This is a genomic window from Vibrio hibernica, from assembly GCF_015223435.1.
Taxonomy (GTDB): Bacteria; Pseudomonadota; Gammaproteobacteria; order Enterobacterales; family Vibrionaceae; genus Vibrio; species Vibrio hibernica.
Genome location: NZ_VHKO01000004.1, coordinates 60,844 through 84,099 on the forward strand (window position 1 = coordinate 60,844; position 23,256 = coordinate 84,099).

The window sequence follows — 23,256 nt, forward strand, 5'->3', positions numbered from 1 at the left end:
TTGGAGAATACCCATGGAAAATGAAAACTTTGTTGTATTAAAAAATGTCTGCAAACGTTTTGGTGACAAAACCGTGATTGGCGATTTAGACTTAACGATCAAAAAAGGTAGCTTGGTCACTTTACTTGGTCCTTCCGGTTGCGGAAAAACCACAGTATTACGACTTGTTGCAGGGTTAGAAAAACCGACCAGCGGCCAGATCTTTATTGATGGCGAAGATGTCACTAGCGCCTCCATCCAACAACGCGATATTTGTATGGTGTTCCAATCCTACGCCTTATTTCCACACTTATCTTTGCGTGATAATGTTGGATACGGACTAAAAATGATTGGCTTACATAAAAAGGAAATCAATCAGCGAGTAGACGAAGCGTTAAAACTGGTTGACTTAGAAGGATTTGGTGAGCGTTATGTTGACCAAATTTCAGGGGGACAACAACAACGAGTCGCCTTAGCCAGAGCACTGGTATTAAAGCCTAAAGTGCTGTTGTTTGATGAGCCCTTAAGTAATCTAGATGCCAATTTAAGACGCAGCATGCGTGAAACCATCCGTGAATTACAACAACGATTTAATATTACGTCTTTATACGTGACCCACGATCAGACTGAAGCCTTCGCGGTATCGGATACCGTAATTGTAATGAAAGATGGCGACATCATGCAAGAAGGCTCCCCTACCGAATTATACCAACATCCCACCTCCCTATTTATGGCCAGCTTTATGGGAGAATCTAATATATTTAATGGTCATTATGACGGCACAGATTTAATCATTAATGATTACCACATTCCTGCCGATGAAGAAACGGTGCAAGCTTTACCGCCAGGTAATTACCAAATTGGTGTCCGACCAGAGGCAATATTATTGCGTGCCGAAGGTCAAGCTTGTCAGCAGTGCAAAATCATAAATAAAACCTATATGGGCTCAATGTTTGAGCTCACCGTTCAGTGGCATGACAAAGAGCTTTTATTGCAGTTAAACTCATCACAGTTTGATCCCAACTGTACCGATCATGCCTATTTAGTTATCAACCCTGTTGGATTATTTTTATTACCCGAAAGCACTTAACTAAATACGCCAAACTATCAATAATAGGTGACTGTATAGGAAGTAATAGGAAAGCGGAGGCTAAATCTAAAGCCGCCGCTTTTTCATTATAATAAAACAACAAACTATTCAAAAAAGAGATTGAGTAATCCAATTCTGATGATTTAAATTACCACACGTTCACTAAGCCATATTGCTTCACCCGCTCATTCAATCCCAGCTTCTCTTCATCAGAAATAAAGCTCGCCTCAATCGCATTAAAACTAAATGCCATTAATTCTTCTTGTGTGGTTGGTAGAGCCTGCGCAACTGCCATAAAATTATCGATCATATAACCGCCAAAATAAGCGGGATCGTCTGAGTTAATGGTCACACACAAACCTTGGCGTAATAACTCAACAATATTATGATCTTCCATTTTGGCGAAAACTTTAAGTTTAGTGTTCGATAATGGGCAAACGGTCAATGGTGTGCGATCCGCAATCAATTGAGCCACCAATTGTGGGTCTTCCACACAACGGACACCGTGATCAATACGCGACACCCCGAGCAGCTTCATGGCGTTATGAATGTTCTCCGCCGGCCCCTCTTCCCCTGCATGGGCGACCGTTAAAAAGCCATGACTCATGGCGGCTTGAAACACGTCGGTAAATTTTTCTGGTGGATGACCATCCTCTGAAGAATCTAAGCCCACACCGATGATTTTATCTTTAAATGGAAGTGCTTGTTGTAAGGTTTCAAACGCAGAATCTTGATCTAAATGACGCAAGAAACACATAATAATCTGGCTTGAGATCCCAAGTTCTTCTTTACCTTTTTTTAGCGCTTTATCAATACCATTGATGACGGTTTCAAACGCAATACCACGCGCGGTATGAGTTTGTGGATCAAAGAAAATTTCGGTGTGAACAACATTATCTTGTTGGCAACGCAATAAATACGCCCAAGTAAGATCGTAAAAATCTTGCTCATGGATCAATACATTCGCGCCTTGATAATAGATGTCGAGGAAAGACTGTAAATTATTGAATTTATACGCTGCTTGTACTTCTTGTGGGGAAGTAAAAGGAATGGAAATCTGATTGCGCTTGGCGAGTTCAAACATAAGATCAGGTTCAAGCGAGCCTTCAATATGCAAATGCAATTCAACTTTTGGTAGGCCTTGGATAAAGGTTTTCATCTGTTGGTTCATTGTCTATACCCTTTTTTCAAATCAATTGATTAAAGTGAATGCGCAACGATTTTTTCTTTTTGATGTGCTGATTCATAGCCCAAAGTGGGATACGGATAAGTTAAGTGTAGACATACAAAGAGAAAACGATCGCTCGCCTCTCTTCGTAATCAGAATTTATGGTTTCTGGTAGAGACTCCCACGCCAGATTAGTGGGATTATACGAAGTGAATTTAACGCTCATTTTTTCGTAATATAGCGTTAAATTACTGGTGGAAGATTGTGCAAAAATTCCAAGAAAAATACAAGTATCGATCTTGGTATGGTTTTAATTAATCACACTGAAACTCAGCAATTGACTCGATACACATAGCGTCATGGCGCCAATATTCTAAATCGCAATCAATCAATTGCCCATGTTGATTATAATTAATCCGTTCAACTAACGTCGCTGGGCTGCCCGGTGTGGCTCGCAAAGCTTGGGCCATATTACCAAGCAAGGAAGTCGTGCTGACTCGATAACGTATTGTCTGATACTGCTGCCCATAATATTCACGATAAATATCGCTTAATGATTGGGTTAAGTCGTGTTTAAGCAGTTTAGGGAACAACTCTGATTTTATGTAATTAGTGACAAAGACTACTGGCCTATCTTCTAAGTATCGTACCCGATCTACTTGATAAACATCAGAAAAAGGTGGCAATTCTAATAATTTCACCGCCTGTTTGTTTGCTAGCATCGATTTAGTTGAGATCAATTTCGTTTCAGGTTTACGCTGTTGCGCTAAAGCCATATTAGTAAAATGATGTGTTTGAGTTGGATCGTAAATAAGAGGCTCTGGAGATATGAACCAACCACGGCGATCTTCACGGTAAATTTTGCCTTCTGCTTCCAATAGCGATAACGCCTCACGCAACGTCACTCGCGTGGTATCAAAAGATTCCGCTAATTTCCGTTCAGATGGCAGCTTTTGTCTCGCCGCCAACATGCCCGAATCAATTTGCTCAACCAAAGCTTCTTTAATTTTTACATACTGCACGGTATCCCTTATTTATCTTGGATTCAGCGGTTAATACCAACGGTGCTAACAATTAACATAAGGCCACAGTTAACATAGATACAGCTACTACAGCTAAAATAGACTAATAGAGCTACCGCTGACTAACATAAAGCTTCTTGATGATCTCGCATCCATCGGTTGGCTTGTTTCCAACGTTCCGTTGATTGCAGTTCGGCCAAACTAAAGCTTTGTTTTTTCAATAACGACATCGCTTGTGGCACTTCGGTAACGGGTAAATTATCCAAAACTTCAATCGCAGATTGTCGGTTATTACACATCAATACCATGTCACAACCCGATTGCATGGATTTTAGTGAACGCTCAGCGGGTCCGCCCATAATACTGGCGCCTTCCATGTTGAGATCATCTGAAAACACAATTCCTTCAAAACCAAGTTGGTTACGCAATACCTCTTTTAACCAATAGTTTGAGCCACTGGCGGGTTGATCGTCATAATGAGGATACACCACATGCGCCGGCATCATAGCATCAAGAATTCCAGCTTCAATTTGAGCTTTAAAGATCGCCATATCGGTAGCAAAAATATCATCACGATGATCAAATGGCGTTTCATAATGCGAATCAACAATCACGCCACCATGCCCGGGAAAGTGCTTACCTGTGGTCGCCATTCCGACTTGTTTCATCCCTTTCATATACGCCGAGCTGTATTTCAAAATAGTCTCTAAATCTTCCCCAAATGCACGGCTACCAATTGCCTTACATTGAAATGTTTTATCCAATACTGGCGCAAAGCTTAAGTCGATATCGTGGGCAATCAACTCTGCCGCCATTAACCAACCGCCAAGTAACGCGGCTTCCTCGCCATTATTCATTTGGGCATAATCTTTTGCCGCAGGAATGGTCGTAAAGCCTTCACGAAAACGCTGTACTCGCCCACCTTCTTGATCAACACCAATGAGAATAGGACGTTTAGCTGCGGTGCGAATGGCTTTATTAAGGGCAATTAATTGTTCATTATCATGGTAATTCCGGGCAAATAAGATCACGCCGCCCACGGTTGGATGCGCCAGAATTTCTTTTTCTACTGCGTCGAGTTCAAACCCTTCGACATCTAACCACAATGGACCCATGCTTATTCCTTACTGAAAAAATTAACTTTATGTATTCACTGAATGAAAACCAACACATGTGATGTAATCCACTGAATCATTATATAATTTCCATATTTTGACACTATATGCCGTTATACTCAAAGCACAATATTGCTGTAGGAGAACGATTCATGGAAAAGTACATTGGTATTATGTCTGGTACCAGTTTGGATGGTGTGGATACTGCATTAGTCGAAACCGATGGGAAACAAATCAAGTTATTAGCCTATGACTTTTTTACCATGCCAGAGGATCTCAAAGCCGATGTATTAGACGTGTGCATTGGACAACAAACTAATCTAATCAAAATCGGTGAGATTGATCATCGCTTAGGGCATGTGTTTGCCGATGCTGTAAACCAATTGCTCGCTACTAGTCATACTTCAATCAATGAAATCACGGCTATTGGCAGCCATGGTCAAACCGTATTCCATGCACCTGATTCGCGCTACCCCTTCACGATGCAATTAGGTGACGCCAATATTATTGCCGCCAAAACAGGTATCACCACCGTGGCAGATTTTCGCCGCAAAGATATGGCACTTGGCGGCCAAGGTGCGCCTTTGGTTCCGGCATTTCATCAAGCACTGTTTGAGCATTTAGACAATAATATTGTGATCCTAAACATTGGCGGCATTGCTAATCTCTCTATTATTAATGGCGATCAAACATCCGGTTATGATACCGGACCCGGTAATATGCTGATGGATGCTTGGGTGCAAAAGCATTATCAACAAAGTTTTGATAAAGACGCGCAATTAGCCAAAAGTGGCACCATTGATCAAGCTTTGCTGCAAGCTATGTTACAAGAACCTTACTTCCAACACCCTGCCCCTAAAAGCACCGGGCGCGAGCTATTTAATCTGCCGTGGCTAGAGAATATTTTATCGACATCCTCAACGTCTATAGAAGATGTACAAGCAACGTTAGCCGAATTAACTGCAATAACCATTGCCGAACAAGTCAAAAAATTTGAGCAAAATAACACAACGAATGAGCTTTTAGCATGCGGTGGTGGCGCTCAAAACCCATTATTAATGGCTCGTTTAACTGAACTGCTACCAAATTGGCAGGTTGGTAATACTTTAAAATACGGCATTGATGCTGACTATATGGAAGCGATGGCATTTGCATGGCTGGCACATCAAACGATGAATCGACAACCGGGTAATTTACCCGCCGCAACTGGTGCAAGTCGATTAGCCGTTCTCGGTGCCATTTACCCTGCGATTTAGCACATTTCTCTTGCCACACTATCTATCCAAACGATTTACTTAGATAAGCTTATGTAGTCAAAGATCTCACCATCTTTGGCTATTTTTTTGCCTTTTTTCTTCTATTTCAAGTGATGCCAATCACATTTTAATACGCTCTCAGCTATTAAACCAAACTGTCACATTCTCGACATCAATGTTTCACAATCCTCTTTTAGAGTAACCGCAACACCTAAGAAGACATGTAAGTCTCTAATTTAAATCAATAGGATTAAACCATGAAAAAAGCAGTATTGGCTTCCGCTGTTCTTGCAGCGCTCGTTTCAACATCAACGCTCGCCGCAACCGTTTATAAAGATGAAACATCGGAGTTAAAAATTGGTGGCCGTGCAGAAGCTCGCTTCAATGTGTCGGATAATAATGAAGAATACGACGCTACCACGGGTGATCAAACTGATAGTGGATTTGATGATAAAAGCCGTGCGCGTTTAAGCATTTCAGGTAAAACAACAATATCGGAAGGATTAACCGGTTTTGGTAAATACGAAAACGAAGTCAGTTCAGGTAGCAATATTAAAACTCGTTATATATTTGCCGGTATTGGTACTCAAATTGGCGATTTTTCTTACGGTAAACAAGATACCGCTTTAGTGATGATCACCGACTTTACCGACACCATGGCCACTTTTGGTGCAGACGCTGATGATGCATTATCATTTAATGCTGGCGCAGACAAACAAGAAAATAACTTTGCCTATAAAGGTAAATTTGGTGGACTGACCGTTGGCGCTAACTATCTTGCAAGTGAAGAGGTTGATAGCGACCAATACTCTTTAGGTGCAAAGTACTCATTTGATTTTGGTCTGGATTTAGGGGCCGGTTACGCTGGTGGTAAATCGGCTGATAATGATGTATCTCAAGTAGACTTAGGCGCACAATATTCTATTGCTGATTTCACTTTCGGTGCCCTATACCAAATGACAACTGATGACGGTGCAAATGGTGATAACGACGGCTACGAAGTTTCAGCTCAATATAAATTTGAACAATGGACATTCGTTGGCGTGTATAACTATGCTACCGGTAATGACGGCGATGACGATGCGGTAGACAACTTCGCACTTGAAGGCGTGTATAAATTTAATAGCAACTTACGCACTTATATTGGTTACAAGTTTGAACAAATCGACGATCAAGATGATCAACTACAAGCGGGTATCCGTTACGATTTCTAACACCTTGCGAGCATAGCGAAATAGACACTAGCCAGACGAATAGTCTGGCTTTTTTGTAGGCCACTAACGTGAATAATATGTCTTTATTTTCAATCAACACTTTTTATCGTGACCAAAAAAACATTTCACATGACGTACCCCTATAGAATTGTTAAGGTCCGCAACATTACCTATCTACACTATTAATTACTTGTTATATTCAAATAGACTTACACTCTGCAAGCCTATTAACCCAACCTTAGTGATAAAAACTATGACCGATAAAATCATCGTAGGATGGCGAGAAATATTATCCCTCCCAGAGCTGGGCATTGAAACGATCAAAGCCAAAATAGACACCGGGGCTCGCAGCTCTTGTCTGCATACTTTCAAACTGGAGACTTTCGAGCGCGACAGTGAACTTTGGGTTCGTTTTTGGGTCCATCCTCTGCAAAATAATAATGACTTTATCAAAGAGTGCGAAGCCAAGGTTTTAGATCAAAGAATGGTCAAAGATTCAGGCGGTCACGAAGAGCAAAGATTCGTCATCCAGACTATGCTTAAGTTTAATAAAGAAGAATGGCCAATCGAAATGACATTAACGAATAGAGAAAATATGTTATTTCGAATGTTATTAGGCCGAACAGCGATGCAAAACAAGATCATTGTTGATCCTACTGCATCATTTTTAATTTCTTAGTATCAACCCATCCACCAAGGATAAAGATTAATGAAAATCGGGATTTTATCGCGTAACCGCTCACTGTATTCAACTAAGCGCTTAATCGAAGTGTGCCACGCTCGCGGACATGAGGTCAAAGTGATCGATGCATTGCGCTGTTATATGAATATCAATTCTGACCAACCACAGATTCATTTTAAAGGTGAAGAATTAAAAGGTTTTGATGCCATCATTCCTCGTATTGGCGCATCCGTTACCTTTTATGGCACTGCGGTATTACGCCAATTTGAGATGTTAGGTGTTTACCCTGCTAATGAATCTGTTGCGATCACTCGTTCACGCGACAAACTTCGTTCTATGCAGCTCCTTTCACGTAAAGGAATTGGCATGCCTATTACCGGTTTTGCCAGTAAACCAGATGATATTAAAGATCTACTTGAAATGGTCGGCGGCGCACCAGTGGTGATCAAACTGCTTGAAGGTACTCAAGGCATTGGTGTTGTATTGGCTGAAACGCGTAAAGCTGCTGAAAGTGTTATCGAAGCATTCATGGGCTTAAAAGCTAACATCATGGTGCAAGAATACATTAAAGAAGCAGGCGGTGCGGATATCCGCTGTTTTGTTATCGGTGATAAAGTTATTGCGGCAATGAAACGTCAAGCAGGTGAAGGTGAGTTTCGCTCAAACCTACATCGCGGTGGTACTGCATCCTTGGTTCGTATCACACCAGAAGAACGCAAAACGGCTGTTGCTGCGGCAAAAATTATGGGCTTAAACGTTGCAGGCGTAGACCTATTACGTTCTTCACGTGGCCCATTAGTGATGGAAGTCAATTCATCACCAGGTCTTGAAGGCATTGAGGCGGCAACAGGGAAAGATGTTGCAGGGATGATCATTGATTTCATAGAAAAAAATGCATCTGAGAAAGGAACCAAAACTCGTGGACGTGGCTAATAATCCCAAAGCAACTGAAACTGCAACACCAGTCAAAAAAAAGGTGAAACGGAATCCATCTTTTAAATTTATGGACAAGGTGATTAAAGCAGGTGAACGACAAGTCATGGAAATTGAAGCGGCGAAACTGTATACGCACTCGCCGCTTTCAATCCCTGTGGAAATCATACATGGCAAACAGGCAGGTCCTGTCTTATTGCTTGATGCTGCGATTCATGGTGATGAGTTAAATGGTGTTGAAATCGTACGACAAATCATTGAAAAAATAGACGCGAGTAAGCTCAAAGGCACTTTGATTGCCGCGCCTATTGTCAATGTGTTCGGTTTCATTCATAAGTCGCGATATTTACCCGATCGTCGTGATTTAAACCGTTGCTTCCCTGGCTCAGAAAAAGGCGCACTTGCGTCACGTATTGCTCATACCTTCTTTACTGAAGTAGCACAAAAAGCAGATTACATTATAGATCTGCATACCGGAGCAATTAATCGGACTAACTTGCCACAAATTCGTGCTTGTTTAGAAAACCCTGAAACACTCCGCATGGCAAAAGCATTCGGAACCCCCGTCATTATTGACGCAGCTTTACGTGATGGTTCACTGCGGGCTGAAGCTGAAAAATTTGGTATTCCGGTACTCACCTATGAAGCAGGTGAAGCGCTACGGTTTGAGCCTATCGCCATTAATGCTGGTGTATTAGGGGTAATTCGTGTCATGCAAGAGTTGAAAATGCTCCGCGCAACACGTAGAAAATTACCAGAATCTGTTATCGCGAAATCAAGCAGCTGGGTTCGAGCGGAAAGTAATGGCATTTTACGAACTATGGTCACTTTAGGCGATCGAGTAAGTAAAGGGCAGATATTAGCCTACATTAGCTCACCACTAGGCCACGAAGAAATTACGATGGAAGCGCCAAAAGAAGGTATCGTCATTGGTCAACAAACTTTACCTCTCGTCAATGAAGGCGATGCGGTATTCCACGTTGCTTATTTTACAGAAGATAATGATTCTGTCGGTGATAAAGTCGAAAATTATATCGGCGATATTATTGAGCTTGTAGAAGCTAAAGATGAAAACCTAACGACAGGATTTATTGCCGTCCCTAACCAAATGAATAATAGTTAGTGTGACCTAGATTGATCTCAAAAGGCCAGATCATAATGATCTGGCCTTTTTGTTATATCATTTTTATAAATTAACGTTTTTCAATGAGAGCAATAACATCCTGAGTCGAACCCGTTTCTGCCATTCTAGGGAAGATTAAATTTACGCTGTTATTGTGCGTATCTAGATTTAAATCCGTCATGGCATCGGTTGCTAATGTCACGTTATATCCTGCTTCAAAGGCTTGGCGAGCAGTCGATTCCACACCAATACTTGTCGCAACGCCAACGACGACAACTTGCGTTACGCCTTGCGCTTTCAGATGCGCATCTAGATCAGTATTAACAAATGCGCCCCACGTTTTTTTCGTCACTAAATGATCGCTAGATTGAATATTCAAACGAGAATCAAGCTGAGCCCAGTCCGCGGGTAATTCCCCATGAGCACTTGTTTGATCAGTGCGACCCGGCGCACCACCTGCGACATTCACTAAAACCACTGGCAAATCTTTCGCACGAAAAGCATTCAGCAGTTGCACACATTTACCCACTACGGGATCGGAGTCATGGCAGGTTGGTAAAGCCAAAATCCCTTTTTGAATATCAATGACAATCAAGGCAGTTTTCGGATCTAATACAGTAATAGACATAATCTCTCCGTTTAATGATAAAAATATAAACAATGCCAATGATAGACCAATCAATGTGATATTGGTTCAGTTTTCTACCCTTTCACCGCCCTTTCTTCAATCTGATATCCGGCTTTCTGCATTCAAAAATAATTAAAGCAACGTTAGGCCGACAAGCAGATCAGACATAAAAAAACCTCGCAAATACTGATCGTATTAAGCGAGGTTTGTAGAATCTTATTTATAAAAATTGATACGATAAAACTATCGAATGATCATTTGATCACGCTCTGGTCCAACCGATACCATGCTCACCGGAACCCCCATTAAGGCTTCAATGCGCTCAACATAATGCTGCGCTGCCAATGGTAGGCTTTCAAAAGTACGGCAACCTGTAATATCTTCACTCCAACCTTCCATTTGCTCATAAACTGGGCTTAATGCCGCCGTTTGTGGCCAGATTGGGTTTTCACTATGATCGCCATCGTAAGCAACACAGATTTTTAAATCTTGCATACCAGATAAGCAATCGATCTTAGTAAGTGCAATTTCGGTTGCCGCTTGCAGTTCAACGCCATTACGAGTTGCAACTGCATCAAAGTAACCCATGTCACGAGGACGACCAGTCACTGCACCATACTCATTAGCACTTTCACGGAAGTTATCTTGCTCTTCCATTGCTGTTACTAAAGTACCCGTACCAACCGATGAGCTAAATGATTTAGCAACCGCAACTATACGTTCAGGACGAAGCGCCGGTAAACCACTACCAATTCCCGCGTAAGCCGCCGTTACATTTGATGATGTCGTGTAAGGGTATTCGCCATAAACCAAATCACGGCCAGCGCCTAATTGCGCTTCAAATAAAAGATTTGCATCTTGTTTTTGCAACGCTTTTAAAGGCTCTGTCACATTACAAATAAATGGACGCCAAGCCGCCGTCACTTCAAGCAACCATTGCGTCATTTCTTCTGCACTTTGAGAAAAATCACAGCTTGGATATAAGGCTTTTAATTGTGGCATTTTCCAGTCAAGCATGAATTGAATACGTTCTTGAAGCACTTCCGGCTGATTTAACCAACCCACTAAAATGCCTTTTTTCATCACGCGATCGCCATAAGCGGGAGCAATACCTTGACGTGTAGAACCGTAAGCGGCATCGCCTAAACGTAGCTCTTCAAGTGTATCTTCAAGTGCATGCAGTGGAAGACAAAGTGTGGCGCGATCAGAGATGCACATTTTCACTTCAACGCCAGCTGCTTTCACTTCTGCCATTTCTTCACTTAATGCCGCAGGGCTAATGACCATGCCAGGGCCAAGCACCGCAATACAATCTGGATTAAAAATACCACTCGGTAGCTGGTGTAATTTAAAGGTGCCGAAATCATTGACCACAGTGTGACCTGCGTTGTTACCACCTTGAAAACGAATACTGGCAGACGCATCTTCCGCTAAAAAATCTACGATACGGCCTTTGCCTTCATCACCCCAGTTAGCACCAACAACTACAATAGACGGCATAATTTATTCTCCAAATTGATTAAGCGAATATGTTATCCCCCCTATCTAAATAAGAGAAATTAATTATAATTATTGTCTTGATAAGAATTACATATAACATCAATCATCGCGACAATCTGAATTTGGGAGGCAATAGCATGTTAGATATCCACTGGCTTAAAACCTTTGTTACGTTAGCGGAATTAAAACACTTTGGTAAAACGGCCAATGCCCTGCACATGACTCAACCCAATGTCAGCCTGCACATTAAACAGTTAGAAAAAGCCACGCGAGTCAAACTCATTGAACGCAACCCATTTTGCTTAACTCAAGCAGGATTACGATTACTAAAAACAGGACAGAAAACGTTGCAGGAACTGCAAGTTTGTCAATCTGATCTCAATGCGATTAATGATTTAAGCTTAGGGACGTTAACCATTGCCGCTAGCGATATTATTTCTCGTTTACTCCTGATTGAGCCTTTCCAGTTATTTAAAAAAGAATTTCCTGGCATTGATTTCTCGCTTCTCAATACCACTTCATCACAAGCATCAAGCTTAGTAAAAAGCGCCGAAGCCGATCTTGGGTTTGTGATCGCGCAAAAAGAAAGTGAGCCACTGCATTTTACCGAACTGCAAAAAATAAAATGGTGTGCTCTAGGTAACAACTTAAGTTTATGGCAACAAGCTAAAGATGATAAAAATATTACGCTATCCGAGCCTCCAACGTTAATTTTACTCGGTCACGATACTCGAACTCGTGATTTGTTAGACAGCACATTACCTTCTTTAAACTTACCACAATATCGCATTATGGAAGTGGGCAGTGTCGATGCTCAAATTGATTGGGCAGAAGCGGGGTTTGGCGTGGCCATCGTTCCAGAATTTTCACTGCATACAAAGTTAAACTTAACCACCACCGTCACACCATTGCCGCAATTCCCCACCACCAGCTTAGGTTATATCGTGCGCCAGAATCAGGTGTTATCTAAAGCAATCAAACAGTTATTACACTGGGTGAATGATGAGATGATACGCAGGCAACTCACGGTAGAATAAATATTAAATAAAAATGAGACATTTCACCTCATATAATCAACATCTGTTTCAAGATAGTAATCCAGCTTCAAGATAGTAATATTACTTGTTAGAGAGTAGGCTCAAGTACTCTTTCTTTTACTTCTTTCATCTTGTCGACTAAATAAGGATTTAATCATGAGCTTAACTGTTTATGGCGTTCCTCTCTCTCCATTTGTGCGTAAATTACGCTTGTGTTTAGCTGAAAAAGGGATCGATTATCAATTAGAAATAGTGCCACCTTTTAATCAACCATCTTGGTTTTTAGACATTAATCCTTTAGGGCGAATTCCTGCCATAAAAGATGGCAATTTTTCATTGGCTGATTCTAGTGTGATTTGCCAATATATTGAGGATAAACACCCTGAACTAACACCATTACTTGGTCAAAGTCCGGAACAAAAAGCGACAGTACGATGGCTAGAGAAATATGCCGACTATGAATTATCACCGCTCACGACCTTCACTATATTTCAGCACCGAATCATTAATCCAAGTATGAATAAAACGTGTGATGAAAATGTGGTGCAATTAGCAATGAATGAAAAGCTGCCTGCGCACTTTGACTATCTTGAACGAAGCCTTGGAAATGCAGAATTCTTGGTGGGTGGCACTTTAAGTCTTGCGGATTTGTCGTTCACTTGTCAGATAATTAATATGGAATATGCTGGTGAACGATTAGATGAGCAGCGTTGGCCTAACCTTGCTGCTCTTATTTCTCGTATTAAAGCTCGTCCTTCGATGCAGGCATTATTACAAGACGAACAAGCAATGCTCGCATCCCTGAAATAGTGCATCGATATTGTTTAAATATAAGCTTTAACTTGTGTTAAGAGGGTATTCCGTAAATGGAATGAATTAGCCCTCTTTAAAGGTACTCACATAAATAAGCCGTTGGAGTGGTAACTTTAAGATCAAAAGAAGAATCACCAACCACATTAAAAGCTTGGCCTGCTTCATAAGTGATCCACTCTTCGCTACCCGGTAATTTTACCGTTAGTGCGCCCTTTACTACCGTCATTTTTTCTGGTGCCGCTGTGCCAAATGTATATTCACCCGCAGCCATCACACCAACACTGCTATCGCCATCGTCTTGAGTAAAACCTAATGATTTTACCGAACCTTCAAAATATGTATTTTCTTTGATCATTTTTATGTCCCTATTAATAAATGATTGACGCACTCTTTTTATCTGAGCTCTTCATTTAACTCAAGATTTATTTTAATTTTTGATTAATTAACATTTATATAATTAATATCATTCTCTATACATATCATTTATGCTGTAGCAGGTTATCCAAAGTTATGCTCTCGCCTATATTCGCTTACTAAGCCTTAAATTCCACGGATGAATTATGACTGAAATGATGCAGCATTTTGCCTTTTCCATTTCGATTACAGGCCCTATCTGTTTGATGCTATTACTCGGAGTAGCACTACGTAGCTTTAACATGATTAATGATAATTTTATCGAAATCGCTTCTAAGCTGGTTTTTCAAGTCACACTCCCTGCATTATTGTTTCTCAGCATTATCCAATCAAACACCATTACGGCTGAAAACGTTCCTTTGGTGGTATTCGGGATAATCACTACTGTCGTTTTTTTTATTTTCGCCACCATAACAACTCGAATATTAATTAAAGAACCTAAAGATCAAGGCGTCATCATTCAAGGGGCTTTTCGATCGAACATGGCAATTATTGGGCTCGCTTATGTCACTAATGCTTATGGCGAAACCGGTGTTGCGGTTGCCGCTATTTATATTGCCGGTGTCACCATTTTATATAATATCTTAGCGGTGGTCGCCTTAACGCCAAAGGGCCAAAGTTCGAGCATTACATCTTACGTTGGTATGCTAAAAGCCATTATCAAAAACCCACTTATTATCGCGATCACTCTCGCGCTTATCGCCAGTAACTTGAACCTGCCTATACCTAAAATAATCATTCATGCAGGACAACACTTCGCCAATATGACACTGCCTTTAGCATTATTGTGTGCTGGCGCTTCTTTAAATATTCACGAATTGAAACATGATAAAGCCGCCAATATTATTGCCAGCAGTTATCGGTTAATTCTTTGTCCTTTTATGATAACGTTCGCCGCTTACTGGTATGGATTTAAAGGCCTCGATCTGGGCATCGTTTTTTTCATGACCTCCTCTCCCGCCGCCGCCGCCAGTTATGTGATGGCACGAGCAATGGGCGGAAATGCCACCTTAGCCGCCAATATTATTGCTTTAACTACCGTTGGTTCCATATTCACTTGCAGCTTAGGTATTATTTTATTATCAAGCCTACAGCTTATGTAAACTCGCCATCATGCTTGAGATAGAAAGTGTTTGAGATGGAAGAATATTTGAAATAGAAAATCAGCCAAAATTGCTTAGATAAACCATGAAGAGTTAAAGATGAGTCAAAATTTAAAACAAGAAATCACTCTGCTCGGCGGTGTCGGTCAACTATCAACTACCTTACTCGGTACTGGTTTATTCATGATCCCAGCGATTGCCGCGAATCTAGCAGGCACTTGGTCATTATGGGCTTGGTTGATTCTATTCATTGCTATTTGTCCCATTGCACTCACCTTTGCGATTTTAGGACAACGTTACCCAAATGCAGGTGGTACGGCTTATTTTGTCCGCCAGGCTTTTAATTCCAAAACCGAACGCAGTGTCGCTTGGTTATTTTTAAGTGTGCTTCCAGTTGGGCTACCTGCTGCGATTACTTTAGCGGGCGGTTTTGGTCATGCGATATTGTTTGATAACCAATGGATGCCTAATTTATTCAATCAAGGCATCGGGTTTATCGATGGATATTATTTAGCTGAAATCCTCACGATCGTGCTTATTCTGGCGCTCACCTTATTAGGTAGTAAATCTTCATCTCACTTTCAAACACTCATTGCGCTCAGTATTTTTGCATTAGTGGCGGTGTTCTTTTGGCAAGGCGACATTGGTCTTGATGATATTCCAATGCCAAGTTTAAACTCTTCTGCGATATTTCCTATCGGTACCGCACTAGCCGTTATGTTTTGGTGCTTTGTGGGTATCGAAGCTTTTACTCACATGGGGGAAGAATTTAAAAATCCGCAACGAGATTTTCCCATCGCTATTATTCTTGGTTGCTTTGTTGCAGGGTTTATTTATTGGGCGTGTTCCGTTGTGATCCTAAAATTTCATGCATTTGAACCAAACATATTGGCGCACAGTTCCATTCCTTGGCTCAGCGAACAATTACTCGGTAACAAGCTTGCTATCGTGATCACCCTAATTGGCTACTTTGCTTGTTTTGCTAGCATTAATTTATACACTCAAAGCATGATTCGCTTGGTGTGGTCTCAAGCCCGAGATTATAAACCCACCAGCAGCCTCACTCGTTTATCCAAACGCGGTGTTCCAGTCAAAGCGACCTATGCCGTTGCTGTCATACTATTTTTATCCGTCACTATTGGCCGTATGACTAACCTTGATCTTGAAACTTTAGTCAAACTCGCGAACAGTGTTTTTGTATTATTATACTTACTCGCCATGCTTTCAGCTTATCGGTTACTGACTGGTTGGAGTAAATACTTAGCGGGTTTTTCAGCACTCCTTTGCAGCATCGTCTTCCTATGTTTAGGTTGGAGCATGCTCTACGCCATCAGCATTTTCACACTTTTAATGATGCCCTGGAAAGCGTGGTTTAACCGCCACCATAGAGCACCTTCTCCATAAAAATAATGATTTAAGATTGATTCCTAATTACAGTTATCATCACTTGAGATAAACTACAACGCAGATACCACTGGGTATTAGTCTAAAAGTATATTGAGCCAAAAGGCATATTTGCAGGAAGCAATTTGAATGTTAATTGAATGGGAAGCCGGTCGTGTATGGTATGAAGATATGCCATACCATAAATTTGGATTAACGCATCTTCAGCGCATGATCGTGATTAAGTTGGAAGATGAACAATTAGTCGTGATCTCACCGATTGAATTGAATACGCAGAAACAATTAGAGCTGTCTAATCTTGGTACGCTAAAAGCCATTATTTCCCCAACATCGACTTACCATCAATATCTATCCGACTGGTGGCTGGCCTATTCAGAGGCGTATTTTTATGCCACACATGCATTAATTGAAAAACGAACCGATCTTAATTTTGATGGCGTGCTTTCAAACAACACACCGGAACTTTGGCAAGGTCAATTACTACAAACCTCAATCGTCAGCGACGATCATCCCAACAAAATGATTTTCTGCGATCCCACCAGTCGTACACTCTTTGTCAGTGACAATTTAGTGGCTATTCAACCGCACCTACCACTTGGTCAAAAAATAACCACCTTAATTCAAGGCAGTAAAAACGAAATCAAATTGCCTTATTTAGAACGTCGAAAATTCAAAAATAAAGCGCGGCTCAGAGCTTCAATTCAAGAGATCATGACATGGCCTTTTGATCGCCTGTTATCCTCCAACGGTTTAGTCATTGAAAAAAATGCAAAGGATGCATTCTATCAAGCCTTTTGGTGGGCTTTTCAGTAATGAAATTGACTGTATAGCCTCAACAAAATTAACCATCAAATTACTTTTCTTTCACCGTAAACCATGCCAACCTACGGCCCTAATTAAGATGATGATCCGCATCACTTTCTGTTAATGGTATTTTAGTTAATGAACTATTTATTTACTTATCTCAAAGGCATTGCAATGGGCGCTGCCGATGTTGTTCCTGGCATCTCTGGTGGCACAATTGCTTTCATTACTGGTATTTACGACACCTTATTGGGCAGTATTCAAAAAATTAATCCAAGCTTGTTAGGTCTATGGAAACGCGAAGGATTCAAAGCTGTTTTAGTTCATATCAATGCCGGTTTTCTCGTGGCACTGTTTGGCGGAATTTTAACCAGTATTTTAACTTTAGCTAAGTTAATTTCTTGGTTATTAGTCACCCACCCTATTCCGTTATGGGCTTTCTTTTTTGGTCTAATTCTAATTTCGGTCGTGCATATTTTAAAACAAGTCGAACACAGAAAGCTCAGCTATTTCGTTTTCTTAATTCTCGGTATCGCTTTGGCTTACTGCATCACGATTTTGCAACCCCTGAATATGCAAGCCACACCTATTAATTTAATTATTGCTGGTGGCATTGCGATTTGTGCCATGATTTTACCCGGAATTTCAGGCAGCTTTATTTTACTATTGCTTGGTATTTATCCAACTATTCTTGCTGCCGTAAAAGAACTCGACCTTGGTATTATTAGTTTATTTGCTATTGGTGCGGTTTGCGGTTTATTAAGCTTTTCACATCTATTAGCTTGGTTATTAAAGCGCTATCGCGACGCAACTCTGATTTTCTTGACAGGCTTAATGGTAGGCACACTGCCAAAAATTTGGCCTTGGAAAGAAACCGTAAGCTGGATGACCAATTCTCACGGCGAACAAGTACCATTGCTGCAACACAATTTACTTCCCAATCAATTTGAACATGTAGTGGGTGAACCATCACAACTCTTCCTAGCAATCATCTGCATGATCAGTGGTGTTATGGTGGTGTGGTTACTCGAAAAATTCGCTCAAAACGATTAACTAAATATAATCTGATTAAAATTAAACGCCCAAGTTTTCGAATTTGGGCTTTGTTATTTTTACCTTCTTTATAATTATTACTCCTAACTCACAAATTGATAACAAAATCTGTTTCACATCACCTCTTACTGGTAGCATCAGCATTGAAAAAATCATTGATGAGATAGAGATGCCAACCAACGCTAATCCAAGTCAACGCCGTATTATAATCCCTATTCTATTGATTGGACTGGCACTGATTGCTGGTTTTTATGCCCCTACTTTATATTCTCTTATCAAAAATAATACCGCATTTACCTCTACTGCGCCTAAATGGGAGTTGTCACGCTATTGCGCCTTATCAACGACAAAATGCCAACAAAATAACGTCACCTTAACGCTAGATGCCGACATTGTTCGTCCGTTAACCCAAACCAAAATTCATGTAGATTGGCCAAATCAAAGTAGCGATAAATTAATGCTAACTCTACGAGGACTTGAAATGGATTTGGGCGTAGTGAAATTTCCGGTGATCAAACAAGATGATGGCAGTTTTCGAGGCGATATTGTTTTACCCATTTGTACTTATACTAAAATGACTTGGATTGGATCGTTAACAGATAACAACCAAAATACGATTTACACTTCAATTAGGATGGAAAAATGAAAAAGTCTTGGATAGGCTTATTAATCTTGGCATTTGTTATTGGTATTGCAGCCAATTTATCTCTCAACAACCCCACTTCTACTGATGTAAAAAACGCTCAATCGCAAGAGGCTTTACTAGAAGGAAGCGATGGTGAAATGGTCAATATTTTTGACAACCAAGATCATCGCATTCGAGTCATTTACTTTGGTTTTACGCGCTGCCCAGATGTTTGCCCAACGTCACTCGCTATGTTATCAGCCGCCTTAAAGCAACTGCCTCAAACGGAGCTAAATAAGATCCGACCGATATTTATTACTTTAGATCCCGAACGCGATTCTGGTGACGATGCTCAAAAATATGCACATTATTTTCACCCAAATCTTGAAGGTTTTTCAGGCTCACTCGATACCATATCAACTCTGGCTCACCGTTACGGTGTCATCTTTCAAAAAACCGAATTAAAAGATTCCGCATTAAAATACACCATCGATCACAGCTCTTATTTCTACTTTTTAGCACCCGATGGTTCATTACTGCAAAAAGTACCGCACACATTAAATCCACAGCCTATTATTGTTGCTATTGAACAACTAGAAAAGGAAAACCAATAATGAAAATCAACCTACTTTCTCTGGCCGGTGTCACTCTCACTAGTTTATTATTAAGTGCCTCTGCATTCGCTCATGATGGCTTAAAATATGACAACCCATATGCGCGAGCTACGCCGCCGAATGCCGTTAATAGTGCTATTTTTATGACGATTGAAAACCATCAAGATCACGAGCGAAACCTTATCTCTGTATCAACCAATATCGCGGAAAAAGCAGAATTACATACGGTGGAAAAAAGCGGCGATGTAATGAAAATGCGTCAAGTGAAAAGCATTACTTTACCTGCACATGGGCAAGTTGAATTAAAACCAGGCAGTTTCCATATTATGCTGCTCAATGTGAAACAACCCTTAGTTGAAGGACAAACCATTCCTGTCACGCTCACTTATGCCAACGGTGACACTGAAAATATCACCGTTCCTGTTCAGAAAATAATGACAGGCATGACGAGCATGGCACATAACGATGAGCATAAATAAACAGAAAAATACTGAACATCCCAAAGAATAAGTGATCACACTTTATGCAAAAACCTTCAACGACCTTATTATTTACCACCGTAGCTCTCATGGCATTGGCAGCGAACTCGGTTTTAGGTCGGTTAGCTCTCACCGAAGGTCACATTGATCCATACAGCTTTACGATTATCCGTTTAAGTTCTGGGGCCATTATGCTTTGGCTGCTACTCAAAGGGCGAACACATTTATTTTCTTTGTCTTCGTCTATCATAAAAGGCAGTTGGTTATCTGCCTTTATGCTGTTTCTCTATGCCTGCTCTTTTTCGATCGCATACCTTTCTATCGATACCGGTATTGGTGCATTAATTCTCTTTGGCGCCGTACAAATTAGCATGATTTTATATTCATCTTTCACTGGCACAAAATTAAAACTAATCGAATTTATTGGTATTGGGCTCGCGTTTTCTGGATTCTTATATTTAGTATTGCCGAATCTAGCCACGCCTTCTTTAAGCGGATTTATATTGATGTCGATAGCCGGTATCGCTTGGGCTGTATACACCATTAGAGGAAAACGATGTGATGACCCATTATCGGACACAGCAGGCAATTTTATTCGCAGTTTACCTTTTACTTTACTGCTACTCATCGGCTTTTTGTTTACACCTCCCCAACTGGCTTTAAATGGAATACTGCTGGCTATAACATCAGGTGCTATTACATCTGGAATAGGATATTCATTATGGTACGTCGCGCTTAGAGGTTTATCGGCCACCCAAGCTGGTGTGATCCAGCTTTTAGTCCCCGTTATTGCAGCATTAGGAGCCGTTATCTTTATCGCAGAACCGATCACGCCGACATTTATTATTGCCTCAATCATGATTTTAGGTGGTATTTTCCTAGTGATTCTACAAAGCAAAAAACACCATAACGCGATCAATAAAATATAATGCAAGTGGTTATTTTAAATAGAAAAATTAAATATTGTGAACTCTATTGATTAATTTTGTATACAATGTAGTATAGTAAATACATCAGTTATTAACGTTTACCTATCACTCCCCTCTCGTTTTATGAAGGATCACAATACATGAGCAAGAAACACGCTTATTACTCACCAGAAGGTGGGTTACCACCTCAAACTCAATTACTTTCAGACCGCGCAGTGCTAACCGAAGCTTACGCCATTATTCCCAAACGAGTCATGACCGATATCGTCACTAGCTTTTTACCGTTTTGGGAAAATATGCGTATGTGGGTCATCGCTCGCCCATTGAGTGGATTTTCTGAAACCTTTTCACAATACATTGTAGAAATCTCTTCACAAGGTGGCTCCGACAAACCAGAGCTTGATCCTAATGCTGAAGGTGTTTTATTTGTTGTTGCCGGTGAAATGGACATCACGATTGAAGGTAAAGCACATCATATGACTGAAGGCGGCTATGCATTCTTGCCACCGGGTTGTAAATGGACGGTTCATAATAATAATGACCAACCAGTGCGTTTCCATTGGATTCGTAAAGCTTACCAGTTTGTAGATGGCCTTGAACTACCAGAAGCATTTGTTACCAATGAAAATGATCTTGCGCCGATCGCAATGCCGGATACAGATGAAGGCTGGGCAACCACTCGCTTTGTTGATTCTGCCGATATGCGCCATGATATGCATGTTAATATCGTGACATTCCAGCCAGGTACTGTGATCCCATTTGATGAAACGCATGTAATGGAACATGGTTTGTATGTTCTACAAGGCAAAGCGGTATACCACTTGAACCAAGACTGGGTTGAAGTTGAAGCCGGTGATTTCATGTGGTTACGCGCGTTCTGCCCACAATCTTGTTACGCAGGTGGCCCAGGCCCATTCCGCTATCTTTTATATAAAGATGTGAATCGCCATATGCCATTTATTCGTCCTAGCAACTAATATAATTATCATTTAATTGAGATTATTCGTAAAAAACCGAGCTTATCGCTCGGTTTTTTTATTCTTTGAGTATAAATATTTAGGCTTCTGAATGGCATGATACTGCTTGTTTAAGTTGATCAGGAGATTGCCAAGTATAAGTATGACAAGGCACTTGAGTACCACATGGCGCATTCCATACCATATCTTTGCTGTCGGTAGCCCCGACGGATAAATAAAAGTTTATTGCAGCTTGGTTGGCTTTTAATACTTCTAAATACATACCCAAACTAGAAAAATGTTTATTTGCCCACGTTGCGGCTTCTGCCATCAACTGCTTACCAAACCCTTTCCCTCGAGAACCAGACGCAACGTGTAAGTTATCAATCATAGTGCCATAATCAAAACTGTGATTTCCATACAAGCAAATAAAACCACAAAGCTGATCATTTTCTTCTAATAACAAAATACCTTGGTTCAATGAAGGATGGATTAAGCGGGTTTGCCAAATCGCTTTTCGTTCATCAAGCATTTGATTCTGTAAATAATCATCATCTAAAATACCAGCATAAGCTTGCTGCCAATTCGCAGTATGCAATTCCGCAATTTTGGCATAATCATTGAATTCAGCTTCTCTTATTCTCATCAGACATCCCTTCCTTAATACCATCAACTGAGTCAAATCCTATCGACCGAGGTTGCTATATTTTTATATTAATAAAATGAATAAAAACTCAACATCAAGTCTTACTTTATAATAAAAACTGGGAAAGTTACGACTGTTTTTTAACTTATTTTCAACATGATATGCTGAAATTTAAGCTATTGTTTACAATTAAATATTCTCCAGAGCGAAAACAACAAAACCAATGGAAACATCCATTGGTTTTGTTAGATATTCAATAATGTATTAACACTAGCTATCTCAAATTCAGGTTAACTACGTTTAGGTTGAACGTATGTTTTACCTGCCGCTTGATAAGTATCTTTCATTTTCACTTCAAACAAAATTTCAAAAAACCATGCTACAAAGCGGATAACATCATCCCCTTCATTCATGATGTGCTCGACGTATTCTTGCTCCACACCTTGCTCGTCTTTCTCGGTGGTCACATGGTAAATGCGGCTTTCACCATCTACATCAGCCAGCGCAAACTGCCCAGATAGAGACTTAGCGGCTTCCGACACATCAGCATCACTGTTCATCTGCAAAAATTTTAAGATTTGAGGTACAGCATCGAGTGTGCATAATGTTTTTACTAATGTTTCAAATTCATCTTGTTGCATAGTTTGATTACTCTTTTATAAATTGGAT

25 protein-coding genes and 1 riboswitch are annotated in these 23,256 nt (G+C 40.6%); of the genes, 17 read left to right on the top strand and 8 right to left on the bottom strand.

Translation table 11 applies throughout. The features are described from left to right. The first annotated feature begins 13 nt into the window (after positions 1–13). Entirely contained in the window at positions 14–1,069 is a 1,056-nt protein-coding gene (gene fbpC, locus FH976_RS03140) for a ferric ABC transporter ATP-binding protein (RefSeq protein ID WP_194089464.1), read from the top strand. A gap of 148 nt (positions 1,070–1,217) precedes the next feature. Here fbpC and FH976_RS03145 read toward each other — a convergent pair whose 3' ends face one another. The 3 genes from FH976_RS03145 to nagZ all read right to left on the bottom strand — a co-directional run bounded on the left by FH976_RS03145 (position 1,218) and on the right by nagZ (position 4,374). Beyond that, complete coding sequence (locus tag FH976_RS03145) at positions 1,218–2,228, bottom strand: adenosine deaminase (protein ID WP_194089534.1); 1,011 nt, start codon at positions 2,226–2,228, stop codon at positions 1,218–1,220. A gap of 138 nt (positions 2,229–2,366) precedes the next feature. Beyond that, positions 2,367–2,465, bottom strand: a riboswitch (purine riboswitch). Positions 2,466–2,551: 86 nt separating this feature from the next. Further along, the gene (gene phnR, locus FH976_RS03150) at positions 2,552–3,259 is read right to left on the bottom strand and encodes a phosphonate utilization transcriptional regulator PhnR (RefSeq protein ID WP_194089465.1); all 708 of its coding nucleotides are present in this window, start codon (positions 3,257–3,259) and stop codon (positions 2,552–2,554) included. Positions 3,260–3,381: 122 nt separating this feature from the next. Then, positions 3,382–4,374, bottom strand: coding sequence for a beta-N-acetylhexosaminidase (nagZ, locus tag FH976_RS03155; protein ID WP_194089466.1), 993 nt, complete (start codon positions 4,372–4,374; stop codon positions 3,382–3,384). Positions 4,375–4,526: 152 nt separating this feature from the next. Here nagZ and FH976_RS03160 point away from each other — a divergent pair, with 152 nt between their 5' ends. The 5 genes from FH976_RS03160 to FH976_RS03180 all read left to right on the top strand — a co-directional run bounded on the left by FH976_RS03160 (position 4,527) and on the right by FH976_RS03180 (position 9,582). Further along, on the top strand, positions 4,527–5,630 hold the full coding sequence (locus FH976_RS03160) for an anhydro-N-acetylmuramic acid kinase (RefSeq protein ID WP_194089468.1): 1,104 nt from the start codon (positions 4,527–4,529) through the stop codon (positions 5,628–5,630). Between the two features lie 257 nt (positions 5,631–5,887). Next, positions 5,888–6,844: a porin gene (locus FH976_RS03165; protein ID WP_194089469.1), complete on the top strand. Its 957-nt coding sequence runs from the start codon at positions 5,888–5,890 to the stop codon at positions 6,842–6,844. Positions 6,845–7,097: 253 nt separating this feature from the next. Beyond that, the gene (locus FH976_RS03170) at positions 7,098–7,523 is read left to right on the top strand and encodes an ATP-dependent zinc protease family protein (protein ID WP_190330258.1); all 426 of its coding nucleotides are present in this window, start codon (positions 7,098–7,100) and stop codon (positions 7,521–7,523) included. 30 nt (positions 7,524–7,553) lie between these two features. Next, positions 7,554–8,459 (top strand): 30S ribosomal protein S6--L-glutamate ligase, encoded by a 906-nt coding sequence (gene rimK, locus FH976_RS03175; RefSeq protein ID WP_194089470.1) that lies wholly within the window; start codon positions 7,554–7,556, stop codon positions 8,457–8,459. A 70-nt stretch (positions 8,460–8,529) separates the two neighbouring features. Further along, positions 8,530–9,582, top strand: coding sequence for a succinylglutamate desuccinylase/aspartoacylase family protein (locus FH976_RS03180; protein ID WP_228767326.1), 1,053 nt, complete (start codon positions 8,530–8,532; stop codon positions 9,580–9,582). A 70-nt stretch (positions 9,583–9,652) separates the two neighbouring features. On the opposite strand, the gene FH976_RS03185 is transcribed toward FH976_RS03180, so the two are convergent. Beyond that, positions 9,653–10,210 carry an isochorismatase family protein gene (locus FH976_RS03185; RefSeq protein ID WP_194089472.1) on the bottom strand — a complete coding sequence of 186 codons (558 nt, stop codon included), beginning with the start codon at positions 10,208–10,210 and terminating at the stop codon, positions 9,653–9,655. Positions 10,211–10,453: 243 nt separating this feature from the next. Beyond that, positions 10,454–11,710 carry an adenylosuccinate synthase gene (locus FH976_RS03190; RefSeq protein WP_194089473.1) on the bottom strand — a complete coding sequence of 419 codons (1,257 nt, stop codon included), beginning with the start codon at positions 11,708–11,710 and terminating at the stop codon, positions 10,454–10,456. 137 nt (positions 11,711–11,847) lie between these two features. Between FH976_RS03190 and FH976_RS03195 the strand changes: the two genes are divergently transcribed. Continuing rightward, positions 11,848–12,747: a LysR family transcriptional regulator gene (locus tag FH976_RS03195; RefSeq protein WP_194089474.1), complete on the top strand. Its 900-nt coding sequence runs from the start codon at positions 11,848–11,850 to the stop codon at positions 12,745–12,747. A gap of 156 nt (positions 12,748–12,903) precedes the next feature. Further along, on the top strand, positions 12,904–13,557 hold the full coding sequence (locus FH976_RS03200) for a glutathione S-transferase family protein (protein WP_194089475.1): 654 nt from the start codon (positions 12,904–12,906) through the stop codon (positions 13,555–13,557). Between the two features lie 76 nt (positions 13,558–13,633). Here FH976_RS03200 and ppnP read toward each other — a convergent pair whose 3' ends face one another. Then, positions 13,634–13,915: a pyrimidine/purine nucleoside phosphorylase gene (gene ppnP / locus FH976_RS03205; RefSeq protein ID WP_194089476.1), complete on the bottom strand. Its 282-nt coding sequence runs from the start codon at positions 13,913–13,915 to the stop codon at positions 13,634–13,636. Positions 13,916–14,120: 205 nt separating this feature from the next. Here ppnP and FH976_RS03210 point away from each other — a divergent pair, with 205 nt between their 5' ends. The 9 genes from FH976_RS03210 to FH976_RS03250 all read left to right on the top strand — a co-directional run bounded on the left by FH976_RS03210 (position 14,121) and on the right by FH976_RS03250 (position 21,962). Next, positions 14,121–15,077: an AEC family transporter gene (locus FH976_RS03210; protein ID WP_194089477.1), complete on the top strand. Its 957-nt coding sequence runs from the start codon at positions 14,121–14,123 to the stop codon at positions 15,075–15,077. 99 nt (positions 15,078–15,176) lie between these two features. After that, on the top strand, positions 15,177–16,481 hold the full coding sequence (gene yjeH / locus FH976_RS03215; RefSeq protein ID WP_194089478.1) for an L-methionine/branched-chain amino acid transporter: 1,305 nt from the start codon (positions 15,177–15,179) through the stop codon (positions 16,479–16,481). A 129-nt stretch (positions 16,482–16,610) separates the two neighbouring features. Then, a complete protein-coding gene (locus tag FH976_RS03220) occupies positions 16,611–17,294 on the top strand; it encodes a hypothetical protein (RefSeq protein WP_194089479.1) in 684 nt (227 codons plus the stop codon). A 129-nt stretch (positions 17,295–17,423) separates the two neighbouring features. Then, entirely contained in the window at positions 17,424–18,338 is a 915-nt protein-coding gene (locus FH976_RS03225) for a DUF368 domain-containing protein (RefSeq protein ID WP_194089480.1), read from the top strand. A 169-nt stretch (positions 18,339–18,507) separates the two neighbouring features. After that, positions 18,508–18,984, top strand: a complete 477-nt coding sequence (locus tag FH976_RS03230; RefSeq protein ID WP_194089481.1) for a hypothetical protein — start codon at positions 18,508–18,510, stop codon at positions 18,982–18,984. Further along, positions 18,981–19,577: an SCO family protein gene (locus FH976_RS03235; RefSeq protein WP_194089482.1), complete on the top strand. Its 597-nt coding sequence runs from the start codon at positions 18,981–18,983 to the stop codon at positions 19,575–19,577. The genes FH976_RS03230 and FH976_RS03235 overlap by 4 nt, the downstream gene beginning before the upstream one ends. Then, on the top strand, positions 19,577–20,056 hold the full coding sequence (locus FH976_RS03240) for a copper chaperone PCu(A)C (RefSeq protein WP_194089483.1): 480 nt from the start codon (positions 19,577–19,579) through the stop codon (positions 20,054–20,056). Before FH976_RS03235 ends, FH976_RS03240 begins: the two co-directional genes overlap by 1 nt. A 44-nt stretch (positions 20,057–20,100) precedes the next feature. Beyond that, positions 20,101–20,985, top strand: coding sequence for a DMT family transporter (locus tag FH976_RS03245; RefSeq protein ID WP_194089484.1), 885 nt, complete (start codon positions 20,101–20,103; stop codon positions 20,983–20,985). Between the two features lie 140 nt (positions 20,986–21,125). Beyond that, a complete protein-coding gene (locus FH976_RS03250) occupies positions 21,126–21,962 on the top strand; it encodes a bifunctional allantoicase/(S)-ureidoglycine aminohydrolase (RefSeq protein WP_194089485.1) in 837 nt (278 codons plus the stop codon). Positions 21,963–22,041: 79 nt separating this feature from the next. Here the strand turns inward: FH976_RS03250 and FH976_RS03255 are convergent, their stop codons facing one another. Both FH976_RS03255 and FH976_RS03260 read right to left on the bottom strand, forming a co-directional pair. Next, complete coding sequence (locus tag FH976_RS03255) at positions 22,042–22,587, bottom strand: GNAT family N-acetyltransferase (protein WP_194089486.1); 546 nt, start codon at positions 22,585–22,587, stop codon at positions 22,042–22,044. Between the two features lie 290 nt (positions 22,588–22,877). Continuing rightward, complete coding sequence (locus FH976_RS03260; protein ID WP_190330232.1) at positions 22,878–23,228, bottom strand: hypothetical protein; 351 nt, start codon at positions 23,226–23,228, stop codon at positions 22,878–22,880. Positions 23,229–23,256: the final 28 nt, after the last annotated feature.

What these genes read in the sequence shown, in the direction of transcription:
- fbpC (WP_194089464.1), top strand. Translation starts at nt 14, where the DNA reads ATGGAAAATGAAAACTTTGTTGTATTAAAAAATGTCTGCAAACGTTTT.
- FH976_RS03145 (WP_194089534.1), bottom strand. Translation starts at nt 2,228, where the DNA reads ATGAAAACCTTTATCCAAGGCCTACCAAAAGTTGAATTGCATTTGCAT.
- nagZ (WP_194089466.1), bottom strand. Translation starts at nt 4,374, where the DNA reads ATGGGTCCATTGTGGTTAGATGTCGAAGGGTTTGAACTCGACGCAGTA.
- FH976_RS03160 (WP_194089468.1), top strand. Translation starts at nt 4,527, where the DNA reads ATGGAAAAGTACATTGGTATTATGTCTGGTACCAGTTTGGATGGTGTG.
- FH976_RS03165 (WP_194089469.1), top strand. Translation starts at nt 5,888, where the DNA reads ATGAAAAAAGCAGTATTGGCTTCCGCTGTTCTTGCAGCGCTCGTTTCA.
- FH976_RS03170 (WP_190330258.1), top strand. Translation starts at nt 7,098, where the DNA reads ATGACCGATAAAATCATCGTAGGATGGCGAGAAATATTATCCCTCCCA.
- rimK (WP_194089470.1), top strand. Translation starts at nt 7,554, where the DNA reads ATGAAAATCGGGATTTTATCGCGTAACCGCTCACTGTATTCAACTAAG.
- FH976_RS03180 (WP_228767326.1), top strand. Translation starts at nt 8,530, where the DNA reads ATGGACAAGGTGATTAAAGCAGGTGAACGACAAGTCATGGAAATTGAA.
- FH976_RS03185 (WP_194089472.1), bottom strand. Translation starts at nt 10,210, where the DNA reads ATGTCTATTACTGTATTAGATCCGAAAACTGCCTTGATTGTCATTGAT.
- FH976_RS03190 (WP_194089473.1), bottom strand. Translation starts at nt 11,710, where the DNA reads ATGCCGTCTATTGTAGTTGTTGGTGCTAACTGGGGTGATGAAGGCAAA.
- FH976_RS03195 (WP_194089474.1), top strand. Translation starts at nt 11,848, where the DNA reads ATGTTAGATATCCACTGGCTTAAAACCTTTGTTACGTTAGCGGAATTA.
- FH976_RS03200 (WP_194089475.1), top strand. Translation starts at nt 12,904, where the DNA reads ATGAGCTTAACTGTTTATGGCGTTCCTCTCTCTCCATTTGTGCGTAAA.
- ppnP (WP_194089476.1), bottom strand. Translation starts at nt 13,915, where the DNA reads ATGATCAAAGAAAATACATATTTTGAAGGTTCGGTAAAATCATTAGGT.
- FH976_RS03210 (WP_194089477.1), top strand. Translation starts at nt 14,121, where the DNA reads ATGACTGAAATGATGCAGCATTTTGCCTTTTCCATTTCGATTACAGGC.
- yjeH (WP_194089478.1), top strand. Translation starts at nt 15,177, where the DNA reads ATGAGTCAAAATTTAAAACAAGAAATCACTCTGCTCGGCGGTGTCGGT.
- FH976_RS03220 (WP_194089479.1), top strand. Translation starts at nt 16,611, where the DNA reads ATGTTAATTGAATGGGAAGCCGGTCGTGTATGGTATGAAGATATGCCA.
- FH976_RS03225 (WP_194089480.1), top strand. Translation starts at nt 17,424, where the DNA reads ATGAACTATTTATTTACTTATCTCAAAGGCATTGCAATGGGCGCTGCC.
- FH976_RS03230 (WP_194089481.1), top strand. Translation starts at nt 18,508, where the DNA reads ATGCCAACCAACGCTAATCCAAGTCAACGCCGTATTATAATCCCTATT.
- FH976_RS03235 (WP_194089482.1), top strand. Translation starts at nt 18,981, where the DNA reads ATGAAAAAGTCTTGGATAGGCTTATTAATCTTGGCATTTGTTATTGGT.
- FH976_RS03240 (WP_194089483.1), top strand. Translation starts at nt 19,577, where the DNA reads ATGAAAATCAACCTACTTTCTCTGGCCGGTGTCACTCTCACTAGTTTA.
- FH976_RS03245 (WP_194089484.1), top strand. Translation starts at nt 20,101, where the DNA reads ATGCAAAAACCTTCAACGACCTTATTATTTACCACCGTAGCTCTCATG.
- FH976_RS03250 (WP_194089485.1), top strand. Translation starts at nt 21,126, where the DNA reads ATGAGCAAGAAACACGCTTATTACTCACCAGAAGGTGGGTTACCACCT.
- FH976_RS03255 (WP_194089486.1), bottom strand. Translation starts at nt 22,587, where the DNA reads ATGAGAATAAGAGAAGCTGAATTCAATGATTATGCCAAAATTGCGGAA.
- FH976_RS03260 (WP_190330232.1), bottom strand. Translation starts at nt 23,228, where the DNA reads ATGCAACAAGATGAATTTGAAACATTAGTAAAAACATTATGCACACTC.